This is a genomic window from Pseudomonas sp. MDT1-16 (genome assembly GCF_054898115.1).
This window is the reverse complement of sequence record NZ_CM142717.1, coordinates 5,503,137-5,520,201: the sequence shown is the minus strand read 5'-3', so window position 1 is coordinate 5,520,201 and position 17,065 is coordinate 5,503,137. Positions and strand designations below refer to the sequence as shown.

The 17,065-nt window shown below is 52.4% G+C and carries 13 protein-coding genes; 7 read left to right on the top strand and 6 right to left on the bottom strand.

The genetic code is table 11. From position 1 onward, the window contains the following. Window positions 1-139 precede the first annotated feature (139 nt). Window positions 140-3,043 (top strand): hybrid sensor histidine kinase/response regulator, encoded by a 2,904-nt coding sequence (locus ACYZT3_RS25505; RefSeq protein WP_462031002.1) that lies wholly within the window; start codon window positions 140-142, stop codon window positions 3,041-3,043. Then, entirely contained in the window at window positions 3,033-4,115 is a 1,083-nt protein-coding gene (locus ACYZT3_RS25500; protein WP_462031001.1) for an HD-GYP domain-containing protein, read from the top strand. Before ACYZT3_RS25505 ends, ACYZT3_RS25500 begins: the two co-directional genes overlap by 11 nt. A 629-nt stretch (window positions 4,116-4,744) precedes the next feature. Here the strand turns inward: ACYZT3_RS25500 and ACYZT3_RS25495 are convergent. The 3 genes from ACYZT3_RS25495 to ACYZT3_RS25485 form a co-directional block, all read right to left on the bottom strand. Next, window positions 4,745-5,149 carry a hypothetical protein gene (locus ACYZT3_RS25495; RefSeq protein ID WP_462031000.1) on the bottom strand — a complete coding sequence of 135 codons (405 nt, stop codon included), beginning with the start codon at window positions 5,147-5,149 and terminating at the stop codon, window positions 4,745-4,747. A 203-nt stretch (window positions 5,150-5,352) separates the two neighbouring features. Further along, window positions 5,353-5,991 carry an antitoxin Xre/MbcA/ParS toxin-binding domain-containing protein gene (locus tag ACYZT3_RS25490; protein ID WP_462030999.1) on the bottom strand — a complete coding sequence of 213 codons (639 nt, stop codon included), beginning with the start codon at window positions 5,989-5,991 and terminating at the stop codon, window positions 5,353-5,355. A gap of 213 nt (window positions 5,992-6,204) precedes the next feature. After that, the gene (locus ACYZT3_RS25485; RefSeq protein ID WP_462030998.1) at window positions 6,205-6,600 is read right to left on the bottom strand and encodes a DUF6957 family protein; all 396 of its coding nucleotides are present in this window, start codon (window positions 6,598-6,600) and stop codon (window positions 6,205-6,207) included. Between the two features lie 387 nt (window positions 6,601-6,987). Here ACYZT3_RS25485 and ACYZT3_RS25480 point away from each other — a divergent pair, with 387 nt between their 5' ends. The 5 genes from ACYZT3_RS25480 (at window position 6,988) to tnpC (ending at window position 12,713) form a co-directional block, all read left to right on the top strand. Continuing rightward, window positions 6,988-7,431 carry a hypothetical protein gene (locus ACYZT3_RS25480; protein ID WP_462030997.1) on the top strand — a complete coding sequence of 148 codons (444 nt, stop codon included), beginning with the start codon at window positions 6,988-6,990 and terminating at the stop codon, window positions 7,429-7,431. Window positions 7,432-7,853: 422 nt separating this feature from the next. Continuing rightward, on the top strand, window positions 7,854-8,177 hold the full coding sequence (tnpA, locus tag ACYZT3_RS25475; protein ID WP_462030996.1) for an IS66-like element accessory protein TnpA: 324 nt from the start codon (window positions 7,854-7,856) through the stop codon (window positions 8,175-8,177). Further along, window positions 8,174-8,509: an IS66 family insertion sequence element accessory protein TnpB gene (gene tnpB, locus ACYZT3_RS25470; RefSeq protein ID WP_083359309.1), complete on the top strand. Its 336-nt coding sequence runs from the start codon at window positions 8,174-8,176 to the stop codon at window positions 8,507-8,509. Before tnpA ends, tnpB begins: the two co-directional genes overlap by 4 nt. 806 nt (window positions 8,510-9,315) lie before the next feature. Continuing rightward, window positions 9,316-11,061: a group II intron reverse transcriptase/maturase gene (ltrA, locus tag ACYZT3_RS25465; protein WP_462030198.1), complete on the top strand. Its 1,746-nt coding sequence runs from the start codon at window positions 9,316-9,318 to the stop codon at window positions 11,059-11,061. 131 nt (window positions 11,062-11,192) lie between these two features. Beyond that, window positions 11,193-12,713: an IS66 family transposase gene (tnpC, locus tag ACYZT3_RS25460; protein WP_462030995.1), complete on the top strand. Its 1,521-nt coding sequence runs from the start codon at window positions 11,193-11,195 to the stop codon at window positions 12,711-12,713. A gap of 153 nt (window positions 12,714-12,866) precedes the next feature. On the opposite strand, the gene ACYZT3_RS25455 is transcribed toward tnpC, so the two are convergent. The 3 genes from ACYZT3_RS25455 to ACYZT3_RS25445 are packed head-to-tail and all read right to left on the bottom strand — an operon-like array spanning window position 12,867 to window position 17,059. Beyond that, window positions 12,867-13,259 carry a hypothetical protein gene (locus ACYZT3_RS25455; RefSeq protein ID WP_462030994.1) on the bottom strand — a complete coding sequence of 131 codons (393 nt, stop codon included), beginning with the start codon at window positions 13,257-13,259 and terminating at the stop codon, window positions 12,867-12,869. A 2-nt stretch (window positions 13,260-13,261) separates the two neighbouring features. Further along, window positions 13,262-15,472 (bottom strand): hypothetical protein, encoded by a 2,211-nt coding sequence (locus tag ACYZT3_RS25450; RefSeq protein WP_462030993.1) that lies wholly within the window; start codon window positions 15,470-15,472, stop codon window positions 13,262-13,264. Between the two features lie 3 nt (window positions 15,473-15,475). Further along, a complete protein-coding gene (locus ACYZT3_RS25445; RefSeq protein ID WP_462030992.1) occupies window positions 15,476-17,059 on the bottom strand; it encodes a site-specific integrase in 1,584 nt (527 codons plus the stop codon). Window positions 17,060-17,065: the final 6 nt, after the last annotated feature.

The window sequence follows — 17,065 nt, the reverse complement described above, 5'->3', positions numbered from 1 at the left end:
ATATTTACGTAGGACTTTGAAGGTGGAAACCAAATTCGTTAAAAAAATGGCGCCATGATATTGTCGGGTGACTGCTTATTTCGTGATTTTTACGTAATCAGTCACTCTGTTCCGTGCGTAGCCATTGGAGTGCTGCCCCTTGTCCGCAACAAACCTCATCAGTCTTCGTAGGTGGATCTGGGGAGCTTTTGCAAAAAGCGCCCTGATACCCTTGCTGTTAGTAGAAACGTTGCTGATTGCCGTGTACTTGCTGACCAACGGTGCCATTCGCGAGGCGCAAATCGATTATCTGCGGGAGAACGCTCTGACCGACTTGCAGTACTCGGCCAAGAACGAGGGACGCATCATTGATGAGCAGTTAACGAACTTGGGCGCACTCACCGACCTCTACCGCAATCTCACCGCTAAAGCCTTGCAAAATGACCCTCTCGGCACGACCGAAGAATTGATGACCACCGATGATGGTGTGCGCTATAGCCCCAAGGACTTGGGTGGCGCTGCAGTGTTCTACGCTAACGGCACGCCGCTAGCACGTCAGGATCTGGCGAAAGTGGCTCGACTGGAGAGCATCACTCCATTGATGAAGCAGCTCAAGGAGCACCAACCGCTTATTGCCAGCGTGTATTTCAACAGCTGGGACAGTCTCAATTATATTTACCCTTGGTTCAGTACGCAGGACCAGTACCCCCATGACATGGTGATCCCCAACTACAACTTCTATTACCTGGCCGATGCCACACATAACCCTGGGCGCAACGTGGTCTGGACCGATGTGTACCTTGATCCGGCAGGACAGGGGTGGATGATGTCGGCCGTTGCCCCCGTGTACCGAGACGACTTCCTTGAGGGCGTCAGTGGAATGGACATAACGGTGGGAAGCATCCTTCAGCAGATTGAGCAGTTGTCCGTGCCATGGAGTGGTTACGCCATGCTGATCAGTAATGATCTGCGGATCATGGCTATGCCCAGCTCTGGAGAGGCCGACTTTGGGCTCGATGAACTGACTGGTCATTCTTACGATGAGGCTATCCGCAGCGAGCTGTTCAAGCCAGCAGACTTCGATCTACGCACTCGCAATGAAACCCGCGAACTGGCCAAGATCATTGCTACCCAGCCAGAGGGTATTCAATCGATCATTCTTGGTGAGCGAGTGCATTGGGTGGCCTGGACTACCATCAAAAAAACGGGCTGGCGCTTACTGACGGTGGTTGATGAGGTCGATATTTTCAGCCAGACGAATGCATTGGCCGGACACTATCAGCAGCTTGGCTACTGGATGATTGTATGTCTGATTGGTTTTTATCTGCTGTTTTTTGCCTTTATGTGGATGCGTGCTCTGCGACTTAGCAGCCAACTGCGAGCGCCCATCACGAGAGTTTCTCAGATGTTGAGTGAGATTGGCCAAGGACAGAGACGGCCCACGCAAGTCAGCTCGCATATTTACGAGCTGGACGAGATGGCCTCACATGCAACGGCACTGGGCGAGCAGCTGGAGCAAAGCGCACAGTTGCGCGTAATGGCACAACAACGTCTGGACCTAGTACTCGACTGTGCTACCGAAGGCCTCTGGGAGTACGATCTTAATAGCCGTTCTGTCGCGCTGAGCAGGCGATTTTGCCAGCGTTTCAGCCTCCCGAACGGAGAGCTGAGCGGTGAGCAGTTTCTTAAGCGGGTCCATGTTGACGATCAATTGTCTATTAGGCAGACCTATGAGCGGGTCCGCTCCGGGCTCAACCGGGTTTACAAGTCGGAGTTTCGTTTCTCTGATGCTTCCGGTTGCTATCACTGGCTACTAAGCCGTGGCCGAGTGTTGGAGGACGACCCACATAGCGGTTTGCCCAGCCTCGTTGCCGGTACTTATGTGGATATTGATGAGCTCAAGATAATCGAAGCCCAACTGCGTGACGCCACCCTGCAAGCACAGTCCGCAAGCGAGGCCAAGTCTCGCTTTATTTCCAGCATGAGTCATGAGCTGCGCACTCCGCTGAATGCCATTCAGGGGTTCGCTCAGTTGATGACCATGAAGCGTAATCCCTCGGAGCAGACCGAGGATGCTGACTATTTAGACGAAATTCTGCTAGCTAGCCGTCACCTCAAACGCTTGGTGGGCGATATTCTTGACTGGTCGAACATCCAGACTTACCAAATGCCCCTCGACCTGCAAGCGTTGGACATCAGCAGCCTGATGAGAGAATGCTCCGAGTTGATCCGGGCCGAAGCGCAGGAGCAGCGCTTGCAGTTCAACCTTGTTCTGCCGGATGAGATGCTATGGGTGCGTGCAGATCCACAGCGATTGCGGCAGGTGCTGATCAACCTTTTGTCTAATGCCATTAAGTACAACAGGCCAGAAGGACATGTGACTCTCAGTTATCAGGTGGTTGGCGGCTATGTCCGTTTGATGGTCGAGGACAGCGGTCTGGGTATCGATGCGCACCTACAGGGGAAGTTGTTTGAACCCTTTCAGCGCCTGGGCAGAGAAAATACAGCAATTCCGGGCACTGGTATCGGTCTGTCGCTGTGCCGCGGGTTTGCCCAGAGGATGGAGGCTCAAATGGGCCTGCACAGCGAACTAGGCATAGGTAGCCGTTTTTGGATCGAATTGGCGCTGCTCGACCGCGCGACCCTGCCGGCTGCTGTACCGCATCAAGAGTCGCGACTAACCACGGTCAACTTACCTCATCTGCTCTATGTAGAAGACGACTCGGCCAGCCAACTTCTGGTGCGCAAAGCATTGGCCGATTTTGCTCAAGTCCATGTCGTCGGCACTGGCCACTTAGCACTACAGCGAATTTTTGAAGAGTCGCCAGCGCTTGTGCTACTGGACTTCCATCTACCCGACATGGATGGAGATGCGCTGTTGAATCAGCTGCGAGCGCACCCCTCCACCCGCTACGTGGCGGTAATACTCCTCAGTGCCACTCCAGATATCGAGCACTTGCTGGCCTTGAACTGTCAGGGAGTGTTAAGCAAGCCAGTAGACTTGGGCGAACTACGCCTCCTGGTGCGCAAACTACTATCAGAGGTACATGTTAATGATGTCTGAAGCGATACGCTTTTCCAGAGTGGTGGTTATCGATGATGTAGCCTCCAATCTGCGTCTCCTCGAGTCCAGCTTGAGGACCTTCGGCCTCGAACACATCAAGACATTCAGCGACTCGGCGGCAGGCTTGGCTTGGCTCCTAAAGAACCCATGGGATCTCCTGTTACTGGATTTGGACATGCCAACTCCCAGCGGGTTCGACATTCTCCAGAAACTGGCGCAGCGCGATCATAGCCGCTCCCCCGTTATCATCATCTCTGCCCTAAGCCGCGCTGAAGATCGTCGTAAAGGCTTGGAAATGGGCGCTCAAGACTACATCTGCAAGCCTGTCGATCTGTCCGATCTCATCCTTCGTGTGCGTAACAACTTGCAGTTGAGCCTGGCCAGCCAAAGCCTGCATCAGGAGCGTGACCAGCTTGAGGAGCAGGTTCAGGAACGAACAGCGCAACTAAACTGCAGCTTTCAAGCCCTAATCCGCAGCCTGTCGCGGGCGGCAGCTTATAAAGACAATGAGACTGGCAATCATGTCCTGCGCATCGGCGAGTCGGCGGCATTGCTTGCCACGGCCCTGGGGCATGCGCCTCAATGGGTGGAGCAGTTACGCTTGGCGGCCCCTATGCATGATGTCGGTAAAATCGGCATTGCCGACGCAATTCTCGGCAAGCCAGGAATACTGACCGCTGCAGAGCGTGTGATTATGAACGAACACGCACGTATCGGTTACGAGATATTGCGTGATGAACAGGCGTCACCGCTGACCGAATTGGCCGCCGAAATCGCGTTGTACCACCATGAAAAGTGGGACGGTAGCGGTTACCCGTATGGGCTCAAAGGCGAGGCCATTCCGCTGGCGGCACGAATCGTCGCTATCTGTGACGTCTACGACGCCCTGCTTTCGCATCGACCTTACAAACAAGCCTGGACTCAAGAGCGGGCCCAATCTTATATGTGCGAGCAATCCGGCCGGCACTTTGACCCTGAGCTAGTGGAAGTATTCAAAGCTCTTTTCGATCAGGTAGATGACTTGCAGCAGCACTTGGGTGATGAGTCTGCGTCGATAAGGTCACCATTTTAGCGACGCCCGCGACTTAATCTACATGGCCCTCGGTGGGTGACGCTCTCTCCCATACGTGGCTTTGTTACGGAGTTATAATAACTGGCGACCGTTAGAATTGATTGTTGAAGGGGAGCAGCGCAACTGTCATGGCAACGCCTTAGCCGAGAGCTTTTTCCAGTTGCTAAAACGGGAACGTATCAAACTGGACTTGCCCCTACAAAACCGGACACCAACTCCCCGTTAAATTGATGCTTGTTGGCGCTTGCGCCGAATTGACCCAGTTGCCGAGATATCACTGACCCGAACAGGCTGCTCGCGAACCACTACCTTTGCTGGATTTGTGTCGAGTTGAGGGTGGGTTAATCCCACGTCAGCACCTGGTCAGTTAAGCGTTGGCGTTAACATCGCAACAATGATGCCGGACGCAGCGCCCCGAGCACAGATGGATTTCAGAGCAGCTTTTAGCCGAAGACTCCAATAGCTACTTGATCGTGGATGACCGCTTTTGGCCGATAGCTGCCACGCATGCACGACCGAATTCGGCCAAAAGCGGCCTGTGAGAAGTGTCTACGAAACTCGGGCTATTCATGAAGTGCAGCGATGTACCTGCACGGGCCCGACAGGTACGATTTGGCGGCTATCAGCTGTTAAAAGTCATGAGCGTCATGCCAAGCCTCGATGAGTTCTTCCCGGCCGAGCCTGCGTGCAGCTTGTGCATAAGCCTCTAGGAATCCGTCGTCTTCCATCCAATCCTCTGTTCTTCCTTCGATCCTCCTTCCGTACACCTTGAGAAGCACGATCTGCATATCGACTTCGTCGTCTAATGTTTCCGCTTTAGACATGCCCGAGTCACTGATTAAGGTGGTAAGCATTTCGACTTGGCTAATTGCCTCGGCTTCTGCCATCCGCACGAGTAAGCTGACCATTCCCTCGGAGACCTCAACCGTTTCCACATACTCGCCCTGAAACGAGCCATTGCGAACCGTCCGTGCCTGCTTGGCTTTCGCTTTGGCGCGCTTAGCCCGTTTGGCCTGCTTTTTATCCGATGCCATCGTTACTTCCTTAGTGGGGGTTTGATGAGCCTTCAACCGGAACACGACTGCTAAGCTTATCCACAATTGCTGGGGCAAAAATCAGCAATCCGCCCTGGGTCAATTTTCAATCGGCAGGGTGGGTCAGTTTTCAATCAGCACTAACACCAAGTGACCAATCGATAACGCTGTCTGATCGTTTCTTCGCATCATGGCGAACGGAATCAGAGTGACAATCCTTCCGTAGCTTGGGTGAAAAGCTCCTCCACCAGGTGCGACCCGGCGGTCGTAGAGAGCATTTCTATGGGGGTTTTGCCCGAAAAGCGAGACTTCGGTTTGGACAGCCAGCGCATGGCCTTTTCGGTGTCGCCAAAAAAGAGCTCGGCTAAGGCAATGGTGTGTGCCAAGCGAAAAAGGCAGTCACTTTCACTGCTGCTCAGTCGCGCGCCGCTGGCCAGCTTTGCCTTGAGAGTGTGGGCAGGAACGAGTGCGTCTAGGGACCCAAGGCTGACAAGTGCCAGTTCGCGCAAGGGCGTAATTGCGCTTACCTCAAGGCCTCCCTCGATCATGTTGTGTATGTGCTGGACAGTGGCGTCATCGGGAATGCCAAGCAACACCGTCATGCGGCCTTGATACGTGGCGTTGGCTTGAGCACGTTTCAGGTCGGGCACTCTGAGAGATTCATGCTCAAGGTCGCGGATTGGCGTCAGGATAATTGTGTCGCCGGCGACGGCGATCTCTAGATCGTCCCCAATCGCCAAGCCCATCTCCTCAAGGAGCGCAGCAGGCAAGTCGACGATCACATCACCACTGCCGTCGTGGGTGGCTTGGGCCGAAACGGTGCAGCGTATGCTTTTCCTCATAGTAATCCACCCGACATGTCGTCAGCAAAAAGGATGCTCAATGCTCGCGCGTGAAGCGACGCTTGTCATGGAATAAAAGAGACTTGGCCAAGTACGGGCCTGAAATTGCGATAAGTGGTCCGTCCGGCGTTGGACAAAAGATCTGGAGCCGCCCAGTCGCGGACCCGTTAGGTCATTACAAGAGCGCCAAGGGGCCGCGCGGGTGTGGCCGGTTCAACTCAGACTCAGGAGATCACCCAGCGTGATGCTCTGGCGTGTGCCCATACCAAGCAGGACATAAAGCGTGTTTTTGGTGAAAAAGAGCCCTCCGCCCTCATATTTCTGTTGAAACGTGCTGCGCACCCAGTGCCCTGGATTAAAGCGCCCGAGACTGTCGAACACGACGTTGTGCGCGTAGACCAGCGCGGGTTCCAAACCACGGGAACGCAAAGCGTCATATTCCTCGCCGCAGGGCTCCAATTCGAGCAAGACCCAGTTTCGCACCAAGCAAAACGAATACTGGCCAAAATTGGTTTGGACAAAATTAGTTGCGTCTTCAGCTGACAAGTCACAACCCTTGACGATCTCTCCCTGTCCGTTCAAGAGTTGCTGTAAACGTGCGAGATCCATTGCGCAATGCCCTCAGGAGAATGGTGCGACGGCGGCTGCCTCCGGGAGACCGCCACTTGTTCGTTGTTTTGATAGTACACCGCAAGGCTCGCCATGAAGCAGGGAAAGTAATAACTGCATTATCTTGCGCATAACCTCGTAATCATAGACGACGCCACGGGTGGAGTAATTCTTATAGACGTCATGAGAATGAAGGACGTAACCTAGCTCCAGGTTGCGATGTGGCTTGTTTTCTTCTGGTGTCGTTATAAAATTCTGTTGAGGCAAATAGATTTTTGCCTGTGAAGTCAGTATTCCCGGCAACTTCGCAACTTTATGATGGCCTCTTCATGTAAGTGAAGCCGAACTTCGCGGGCGAGAAAACACCAAAATCTGAGTGCTTGATTAATGTTTAAAGAAATTCTAGATGCGCTTGGAAAAATAGGATCTCGGTCACTAACCAGCGTGTTCATTGCACTGGCGATCTCAACTTTCGCGGAAAATGGTGGCCCTATCGCCGATCCTTTTTCGAAGATCAGCTTGGTGCTACCGTTTCTGGTGTTTTTTTCATCACTGCTGCTCGTCTGTTGGGTTGACTTGATTCACCGTTTTAATAGCCGCTTGGCTGATCATGACCAGGCTAGCTGGGGACCGTTGCTTGGTGGCTCACTCTTGGCGTTTTGCTTGACGGTGACCTTTTGGTATGTGTCCAACGTGCCTGAACCTCTGAGCCTCAAGCTGTTCGGCATGCCCAATTTCATCCGCCTTTTTGCGCTTTATCTCTTCGCTATCGAAACCATTAACATTGGTCGTTCTTCGCGTCAGAGGCAGAGAGCTGCAAAGCTAGAATGAGGCGGGTAATGAGATTGGTGCATCCGTTCTTGATTTAGGGTGCGGGGTCGATAGGGACATCAGCGAAACGAGGGTCGGGACGTGTTCAGTGGTGCGTCCCACTAAACAGTTCCCGGCTGCTTGGCGGCTCAGCAACTTGCTCAGGGTTGATTGCACCACGTAGGCGCCAGCCTGTAAGGCCATCATGGGAATTTTGGCCGCCGGGAAAACAACACCCGAAGTGCTTATCCAAAGCAGAAGATCGCAATCTCTCGCCGCCAGAACCGGACGTTTCTGCGCAGCTGCTGGTAGATATTCCCCGAACCAAACAACACCCGGTGTATGCGTCCGGCCAAGTCATCTACCCAACCCCGCAAAGCCGGGACATGGTGTGCACTTAAATTTAGGTGGGCACCAGTTCTAGCCTTTTAAGCGGGTATTTCATGCAGCCAACACGCCGTTCGTATTCCAAATCCTTCAAAGCCCAGGTCATTCAAGAGTGTGCCCAACCCGGCGCATCGATTGCCAGCATCGCCCTCAGCCATAGCCTTAACGCAAACCTCGTTCACAAATGGATTCGGGTGCAAGTGCAGAAAAGCATGGCGCTTCAACCAGCATTCATCCCATTGCCTATGCAAACAACGGCGCCCGTATCTTCATCGAATATCAGCGTTGAGATTCTGCACCCACGCGGCACCGTCAAAGTGAACTGGCCAACCGATAGCGCTGCTGCCTGCGCCGCTTTCCTTCGAGACCTGTTGCGATGATCCGCATCGACGCCATCTGGCTCGCCACCGAGCCCATGGATATGCGCGCCGGCACTGAAACGGCGCTGGCGAGGGTGGTCGCGGTGTTCGGTGCGGCGAAGCCGCACTGCGCTTATCTGTTTGCCAATCGCCGCGCGACTCGGATGAAAGTGCTGGTACACGATGGGATTGGCGTATGGCTGGCGGCACGTCGCTTGAACCAAGGTAAATTCCATTGGCCAGGCGTTCGGCAAGGCAGTGAAGTGCAGTTGGATACCGAGCAACTTCAGGCTTTGGTACTAGGCCTACCTTGGCAACGCGTGGGGTCTGGCGGAGCTATTACGCTGCTTTAAAAACTGTAATTAGCATCTCGGTTTGCTGCCGCAAGCGGTCTGCTTTGGTAAAATCCACGGTATGGTGCGACACGAGATCGCGTGTTCAACTGTTTAACTTCAATAGGTTAGCAGTCAAACACGTGTCGTAAGCTCTGGATCTCATTGCTCAACTCCGCTTTCTGGAGTAACGAGCCTGACGTGTATCCGTCAGTTCACTAGATCGGCATGCGTCAGGAGCCAATCTTGGGGTGTGAAGCCCGATCAACAATGTCCCTCCCGCAAGAGAGTGCAACCCGGTAACGGGATGCGCAGCACAACCGAATTGCACGGTAGTACGGGGACTAGTGACCCAACCCGCATGGCTAACATATGTGAATCGTCGACAGAACCCTCGTAAGGATTGACGGGCCTACGGCAATTATCGGCCCCAGCCAAAAAAAAGGCATTGCAGCCAGCCATTCCTGTCATGTAATGGGATGCGGTACTAGAAGCGCTGCCGGGGGATAGACGAAGCCTAAACGGGGAATTGATGCGATTCAGGGAACGTGGCAATCCCGACCACTCGCCTTACCATCCACATCGGCAAGGCAGACTTTCCGCAAGGGACGTTGATGAGTGTGGGGAATAGGAGGATGCAAAAAGCAAAGGGCCGTCTGTAACGGATGGCATACCGGTTTCAACATTACCGGCAGGGGCAACCCTGGCTGACGTGCATCTGGTTTACGAGCGCAAATACAACTGTTGATTCCGTCGAACTATGAAGTTAGCACGGGTACACGCTAAGAGATCCTGTGCAAACAGTTTCTAACTTCGAGCAGGACTGTATGAATACGCAACCACCGACTTCGGTTACGTCTGCGTCCTTGGATGGGGCCATGAATTGGTACGGTCTCGATTGGGCCAGAATTCAAACCTCCGTTCGGAAAACACAGTTGAAAATTGCGCAGGCAACAAGGAAGGCCGACTGGCGAAAGGTGAAGCGCCTGCAACGCATGCTAACTCACTCGTTTCATGGGCGATGCTTAGCTGTGCGGCGAGTCACGGAGAACCGGGGTCGCAGGACGCCGGGGGTCGATGGCGAAACGTGGGAGACGCCCCAAGCCAAACTTCGAGGGGTGATGTGTCTATCGATCAAGCGGGGTTACTGTTCTAAACCGTTGAGGCGGGTATGGATACCGAAACCTGGCAAACAGGAGAAACGCCCACTCGGAATTCCCACGATGTTGGACCGGGCCATGCAAGCGCTTCATCTGCTGGCAATTGAACCTGTTGTAGAGAGCCAGAGCGACCCCCGAAGCTACGGCTTCCGACCGGATCGCTCCACGGCCGACGCAATGGTAGAGCTGTTTCATTTGCTGGCCCCCCAAGTAGCCCCTGTCTGGATTCTGGAAGGGGACATCAAAGGTTTTTTCGATAACATCAGCCATGATTGGCTTTGTCAAAATATCCCAATGGATAAGACGATACTGCGCAAATGGCTGAAAACCGGGGTTGTTGACCGGGGGCAATTTGTTGCTACGGAGGCAGGCACGCCACAGGGCGGTATCATCTCTCCCTGTCTGGCAAACGCCACCTTGAATGGTTTGGAGCTTTTGCTGAAAGATCACTTGAAAAAGCGCTTTGGCACCATAGAAGCGAAGAAAACCAAGGTTCAGGTTGTGCGCTATGCAGATGACTTTGTGGTTTTGGCAAACTCGAAAGAGTTGCTTGAAAACGAAATCAAGCCTTGGATAGAGCAATTCCTGTCTGTACGCGGGGTTGCATTATCGCAAGAAAAAACGCGCATCGCACACATCCATCAAGGCTTTGATTTTCTTGGGTGGAATTTTAGGAAGTACGTCCCGAAGTCGCCGCACAGAAAGGCAAAGCTGTTTATCAAGCCTGCGAAGAAGAATGTTTCAACGTTCTATCGGAAAGTGCGAGATATTATAAAAAACAGCGGAACCCTTACTCAGGGTGCACTGATGGGGCGACTGAACCCAGTGCTGCGAGGGTGGGCGCAATATCACTCCCCGGTTGTGGCGAAAGCCACCTTTAACAAGCTGGACAACCTTATCTTCTGGCGGATCTTGAGGTGGGCAAAGCGTCGGCATCCGAGGAAGTCTGTTGGTTGGCTTAAACGGCGATATTACTGTTCCAGAATTCACCGGGCATTTGTATACCCAGTAAAGGGGATCGACGGGACAGTGAAGTTTCGCCAGCTATACATGCTGGCGGATACCGTAATCGTTCGTCACAAGCGCTTGCCGGGTGCGTATCAGCCGTACGATGCAGAACAGGAGTTTAAGTGGGAGGCGTTAAGGGTTCAACGGATGCTACATAAGCTCCGGTATCGGCGGCAGATACTGAGTCTTTTCAGGCGGCAACAGGGTAAATGTGCTTTATGCGGGCATGCCATCAGCAAGGATACCGGCTGGCACGATCACCACATTGTCAGGCGGGTGGATGGCGGCCCGGATAAACTAAATAACCGTGTACTGCTCCATCCCGACTGCCACTTACAGTGCCACAAGCAGGGATTCAAGGAGCCACTTAAGCATAGCGGTTTGCAAAAACCACCTTCCGCGTGACCGGCCAGTAATAGACTGGCTTTCGTAAGCTTGAGCCGTATGCGGGGAAACTCGCACGTACGGTTCTAAGGGGGCCCCGGATCAGTAATGATCTGGGGCTACCCGACACTTCCTCGCCCAATCTCGATCAAATGACTCCCGACCAACTGCGTGCATTCGCTGCGCAGCTGCTGTCGCAAGTCGAGACCATGGGCAGAACGGTCGAAACCATGGGCAAGAAGATCAACCGCGATCAAACGGTGATCGAGAAGCTGACCCACGAGATCGCACAGCTCAAGCGTTTGAAGTTTGCCAAGCGCAGTGAGCAGATGAATCCTGAGCAGGCCAGCCTGCTGGATGACCTGATCGATACCGATATTGCGGCGATTGAGGCCGAGCTTCAGGCGTTGCAAATAGCACCAGCGGCGACCGAGAAAAAGCAAAAGCCCAAGCGCACGGCATTGCCGGCAGAATTCCCGCGCACGTTGATCCATCACGAACCGGACAACACTCACTGCCCATGCGGCTGCGCACTGAAGCGCATCGGTGAAGATGTCAGCGAAAAGCTGGACTACACGCCGGGCGTGTTCACCGTTGAGCGCCATGTTCGTGGCAAGTGGGTTTGCGATGACTGCGAAACGCTGATCCAGGCGCCGGTACCTGCGCAAGTTATCGACAAGGGCATCCCGACTGCCGGATTACTTGCGCACGTCATGATCGCGAAGTTCGCTGATCATCTTCCGCTTTACCGTCAGGAATCAATTTTCGGTCGAGCTGGCTTGGCGATTCCACGTTCGACGTTGGCCCAATGGGTTGGCATGACGGGCGTGCAGTTGCAGCCCTTGGTCGATGCCTTGCGTGACGTAGTGATCGGGCAACAGGTCGTGCACGCGGATGAAACACCCGTGCAAATGCTCGCTCCGGGCTCGAAGAAAACCCACCGCTCTTATGTCTGGGCGTACGCCACCAGCCAGTTCTGCGAAACAGCCGCTGTCGTTTATGACTTCAGCCCCAGCCGCGCCGGTGAGCATGCTCGTAACTTCCTGCAAGGCTGGAAAGGTAAGTTAGTCTGCGACGATTTTGGCGGTTATAAGGCCAGCTTCGAACTCGGCGTGACCGAGATCGGCTGCATGGCCCACGCCCGGCGCAAGTTCTTCGAGTTGCACGCAACGAACAAGAGCCAGATCGCCGAGCAGGCGCTGCGCTACATCCAGTTGTTGTACGAAATCGAGAGCGAAGTGCGTGACCTGGAGCCGGATTTACGATGCCAGATACGGCAAGAAAAAGCCGCACCGGTGATGAATAGGCTGCATGCCTGGATGATGGCCCAGCGTGAACTTGTGCCCGAAGGTTCGGCCATCAGCAGAGCACTCGATTACAGCCTAAAACGCTGGGCAGCGCTGTCGCGCTACCTCAATGACGGGGCCGTACCCATTGATAATAATTGGGCGGAGAACCAGATCCGACCATGGGCCCTTGGACGCAAGAACTGGCTCTTCGCCGGATCGCTACGCAGCGGAAAAAGGGCGGCGGCGATCATGAGCTTGATTCAGTCTGCGCGGCTGAATGGTCATGATCCGTACGCCTATCTAAAGGATGTTCTCACGCGCCTGCCGACGCAGCGGGCGAGTGAAATCGAGCAGCTGCTTCCGCATAAGTGGCAGCCGGTTTAATCACGCAAGACGTGATGCCCGGACGCATACCACCCGGTCGCAGTTTTCCCTTTACAAGGGTTGCTTCCGACTAGCGCAGCTTCGCTGATCTTAGCAATCGCTCAATCTTTCTGTCTTGCGTTCGGATGCCCCGCATAAGGCGTTTCTTTCGAGCTATTTTCTGAAATGTACCAGAGGTCGATCCAATATCGCCCGAGTTAAGCCATGCATATCTGCGTTAGCCTGCCAGGTGAGGAACCGTGCAAGTAGCTGCTGGTTAATAAATTTTAGGCGGTGATTGGATTCTGTAAGCTTTTCTATGCGCTCATTCGCTTTTTGAATGTCTTTTATCCAGCTTTGCTTTTCAGCTGGTGTCTTAAGCGTTGCCTTACGATCCTTCATTGCCATGTCTATTGCTGGAAGTTTCATCAACGATTGGCGGGCCCGACTGATATTTAATTTTTTTTTGCAAGCCTCGACTAGAAGAGGCCAAGTCAATTTAGGTTCAGGCCATTCTTCAATAAGTTCGACGATCTGCGCCACGTTTTTTTCGGTTAAATGTCCCACGTTTACACCTCAATCTCTTTTAGCATAGTTGCTAGGTCGTCTAAAGACGGTGCCGTATCATGCTTCGGTGCTTCAATAGCTTTTACGTCGATAAGTTTCATCATGGCGGCAGCATTTTTGGTCAAGTTCCAGCCGTTATCAACATTCCACACAATGTCGCCGTTCTGAAGTTCAGGGTTTTCTAAGACCTTGATCAGAGCCGCACATTTGAACAGATCGATAGCTATTTTTTCTCGCCATTGCGAGGCACCAAATGCGCTGCGAGATTCTGCAGTCACCGCTTTATCGTATCGATTCTTTAGGTAAGCCATCTCTTCCTTTAAGTTGGCCAGTTTTACATTATCCCCTTTTACGCAGCCTAAGCTTCCGCAAGTCAAACAGGCTCCCATTTTGGGGCAGGGTTCACTTTCAAAGGAATGAATACAGAGACCGAGGTGAGTTCTATGAATGACTCGATCTTGATCGCCCTCAGCAATATCCAGAATATCACTGAGATTTAAAGGGGCATTTGTACTAATCTTTTCCCAGCACTTCGCGGCATTACTTTGCTTGGTCTTAGGGTGAACAGCCGCAACCGCTTGGCGACGCTCTTCTACAGTTACATGATTATAGACGGATCCTTGAGTTGTACGTCCTGAAAAAGCATCAATCAGTAGTTGGGAGAGGCCTGCCCGATGCATTTCTGTATTCAATTCGTGTCGAAAGGCGTGCGTGTTTACCTTAAGATCTCCGTATCCATGTCGCTGGAAGATACTTTGTGTGTGCGAAACACCTCCCAATTGCGCTGTCATTCGTGTATAGCCGACAGCTATCTCAACTCCAAAATCACGTTGCATTGCGAAATTATTTTTTGTCTCATCGGGAAGGCTACCCGTTCGCACCGTGAATAATGCGTCACGATATTTTATACGTTCTTTTCCGTCCTCTGCAGCAGTAGTATAGGGGAAGTTTCTAGGTAGATATTTTTCGCGAACTAGGACATTAAGCTTTCGTAAGGTAATGACCGCTTTGTCGTTAAACTGATAGGAATGGAGTCTACCGTTCACATAGACACGTTTTCCGGTACCTGTATCCCATCCTTGCCGTATTTCTTCCAGTACCACCAATGTGTTAGGACTTAAAGCAGTACGTTTCTCAAGCGAGCGGAGCCATCTTATTTCAAAAATCCTACGCGCTTGTTGGCCTCCATAAACTTTGGTTTTAAGCGCTGCGCAGGCTTCATCGTATGATAGTGGATCATCGGGACCCTTCGAGGGCACCCCCTCATGCAGAGGAAAGTCTTCGGGGTGATCTTCGAGCCAGGCGGCATAATTTCGAGCCTCTTGGGTTATTGGTGTCAGCAGTTTAATCATACGGGCCACTGAAGACTCCATGCCTGTAACAACTGGCTTGGTTGACGCACCGAAGCCCTTTTCGGCATACCATCTTAGGAACATGCGATGACCGCCCTGAGCGTCGTGTTTGAATAATAAGCAGTCTTGCTCGACGTCAGCTAACTCGCCTACGCGACTGGGCTGACTAAGCAAAAGGACACATGCTGAAAGCGTTATAACGTCTAACGGGCTGTTCAATTCGTTATTAAATAGTTCGCCCAGGGCTCGAATCGACTCCCGACTTGGTAATCTTTTCCGATTATTTGTTTGCTGCTCTTTTAGCGTTCCCGAATTTTTGTATTGCAGTGGCGAAATCCATCGAAATGGTTTTTCAAACAAACCTTTATCCCTCATCAACACGACTATTTGTTCAAGGAATTTGCTCCTTCTGTAAGCACTGTCTCCGTCAGGATAGTCGGCCTTTAGGTACTCACAAGCTCTGTTGCAGACGGCAGCTGAAGTTCGAGTTGGATCGTTTGTCCCAGTCATGTCATACAGCGCTACTTCAAGAATTTTCGCGCCGGAAAGTATGTCTTTGGCAGATTTCTTTGCTCGAAATACGCAGTGATGCACTATCAGAGCTTTCGCAAAATCTATGAATGGCGCTTCCATGAGTTTCTTATTTTTTGTATTCAAGTTTCTTGGTGAGCCATGTGCAGCGAAGGAGCAGCTCGTAATTCCGGAATGATGCCATGAGTCCATATCCCATCGAATTCCCGCATGAACACGGTGATTAGAGACGCCCTTGGGCAAGGTGAGTTGGGCCCAGGCGATAAAGTGAGCCAGTTGCGTAGCAGCTTTGACGTGGCAGCGGGGCCTAAAGTCGGTGACAGGAGCCATGCATCAATTTCCATCTGTCTTGCGCGATTCTCGCAACACGTTGCAGTCAAGAATTACTTTGCGGCATGCTAGAATTGCACGATCCCATAGAATGCCCGTGGTCTTATCGTTGCTGATGGTTTGCTCGCGGCGGCGTTCAAGCCGTTCCAGTGCGGCGCTGTGGTCGGCGTCTAGAAGGGGTTGAAATTTACTACATCCGTAACATGTAAAAGGAGCATCTAGATAGCAGGTATTATCTGCACCACAGACAGCCAAGTCCTCAATCTGCCGATCAACATTATCTCCGTTTTTTGCATAGGCACGATCACTAACGATCAAACCTGTAAACGCTCCCACAACTAGTGCCAGATGATCACTCATCTTCTCGTCAATCAACTTCATTAACTCAGCTGAGACTGCCCTGTACTTGCGAACAGTGCGTGTGCCGGAATGCATCAGCGCGCTCGCTATTGACCACTCGTCCAGTCCCGCGTTGGAGAGGTCTGTACCGAGCGTATGCCTAAAGCGATGTCCTTTAGAAATTTTAAGAGGCTGATGAGTGCGCGAGGATATGGGGAATCCAGGCATACCTTCCATTTGCAGGAGCCAAGCTCTTACCGTTCCACCTGAGATATGAAATTCAGGCTGTGGGCTCTGCTCCAATTTTTCTAAATCCGGCAGATCAACTAAAATTGAAATCTGTCTATGGTCTTTTTTTTCATGAATAAATTTACGGCGAAAGAGTGGCACGTGCCCGATCGCTTCAGACCAATTGGCGCGATGTGGATATTCGTGCTCAAGCTGAGCTAGAACAATCATTTTGTAGGCCTGCACTGTATTGTAAAGATCTTCATCTAGGTTGAAGGTTTCGTACTTTGCCCGCCATCCAGCATCATCGTTTTTCTGTTTTGCCCAGAATATTCGTACAAAAAGTCCTCGCGCGGTTTTTAGAAAATCATCAAAGACCATCATGCGCAGTTGCGTTCCACGCTGTCCGTAGGTCATTGCCAGGCGCAAATAAAGATAGCGCTCAGCGTCTAATACTCCGTGACAGAATTGTTCATGTGCCCACTGATACAGTGCGTCCTGCTCCGCCTGTGTGAACGGCCCCTGTTCGGGATCTAAGCGCAAGATGACATCGTTTCGCGGCCGTTTCTTTTTAGGGAGTGAGTAATAAGCCTCAAGTAAGGATATTGATGGTCGCTGTTCAAGGGATTCGCATGCTTGCCAGAATTCCATAAACCCCACCAGCGCGGAAAACTCTCCCATGTTAAAACGCTCGCGCAAATCGATCAGGTGTTCCTCAGTTAAGGGATCTAGTCCCGCCTGCGCCGCACGCGACATAATTGAAGCAGCTAGACTAACGGTCCCCTGTGAAGCCTCGGCCATACGATAGGCTAAGGCGGCATGTAGCCACCGTTGCCAATCAAGTGGAACGCACCGGATTGCGGCCTGCCAATTGATCGCGCTACGGGAGGATCTATCAGGCCACCACATCGGTTCCGAAGGAGTGAAAGGCACTCCACACCTGGCAAGGCGAGGTGCATTCAACCATGCGTCAAAAGAGTCCGGCGTAGGTATTTCAAGTGCTAAAACCGAGATGTTCACTTTGCG

Bases quoted from the DNA above. Each gene is read 5' to 3' on its own strand.
- ACYZT3_RS25485 (WP_462030998.1), bottom strand. From the start codon at position 6,600: ATGGATCTCGCACGTTTACAGCAACTCTTGAACGGACAGGGAGAGATC.
- ACYZT3_RS25450 (WP_462030993.1), bottom strand. From the start codon at position 15,472: ATGGCTCCTGTCACCGACTTTAGGCCCCGCTGCCACGTCAAAGCTGCT.
- ACYZT3_RS25495 (WP_462031000.1), bottom strand. From the start codon at position 5,149: ATGGCATCGGATAAAAAGCAGGCCAAACGGGCTAAGCGCGCCAAAGCG.
- tnpC (WP_462030995.1), top strand. From the start codon at position 11,193: ATGACTCCCGACCAACTGCGTGCATTCGCTGCGCAGCTGCTGTCGCAA.
- tnpB (WP_083359309.1), top strand. From the start codon at position 8,174: ATGATCCGCATCGACGCCATCTGGCTCGCCACCGAGCCCATGGATATG.
- tnpA (WP_462030996.1), top strand. From the start codon at position 7,854: ATGCAGCCAACACGCCGTTCGTATTCCAAATCCTTCAAAGCCCAGGTC.
- ACYZT3_RS25500 (WP_462031001.1), top strand. From the start codon at position 3,033: ATGATGTCTGAAGCGATACGCTTTTCCAGAGTGGTGGTTATCGATGAT.
- ACYZT3_RS25490 (WP_462030999.1), bottom strand. From the start codon at position 5,991: ATGAGGAAAAGCATACGCTGCACCGTTTCGGCCCAAGCCACCCACGAC.
- ACYZT3_RS25480 (WP_462030997.1), top strand. From the start codon at position 6,988: ATGTTTAAAGAAATTCTAGATGCGCTTGGAAAAATAGGATCTCGGTCA.
- ltrA (WP_462030198.1), top strand. From the start codon at position 9,316: ATGAATACGCAACCACCGACTTCGGTTACGTCTGCGTCCTTGGATGGG.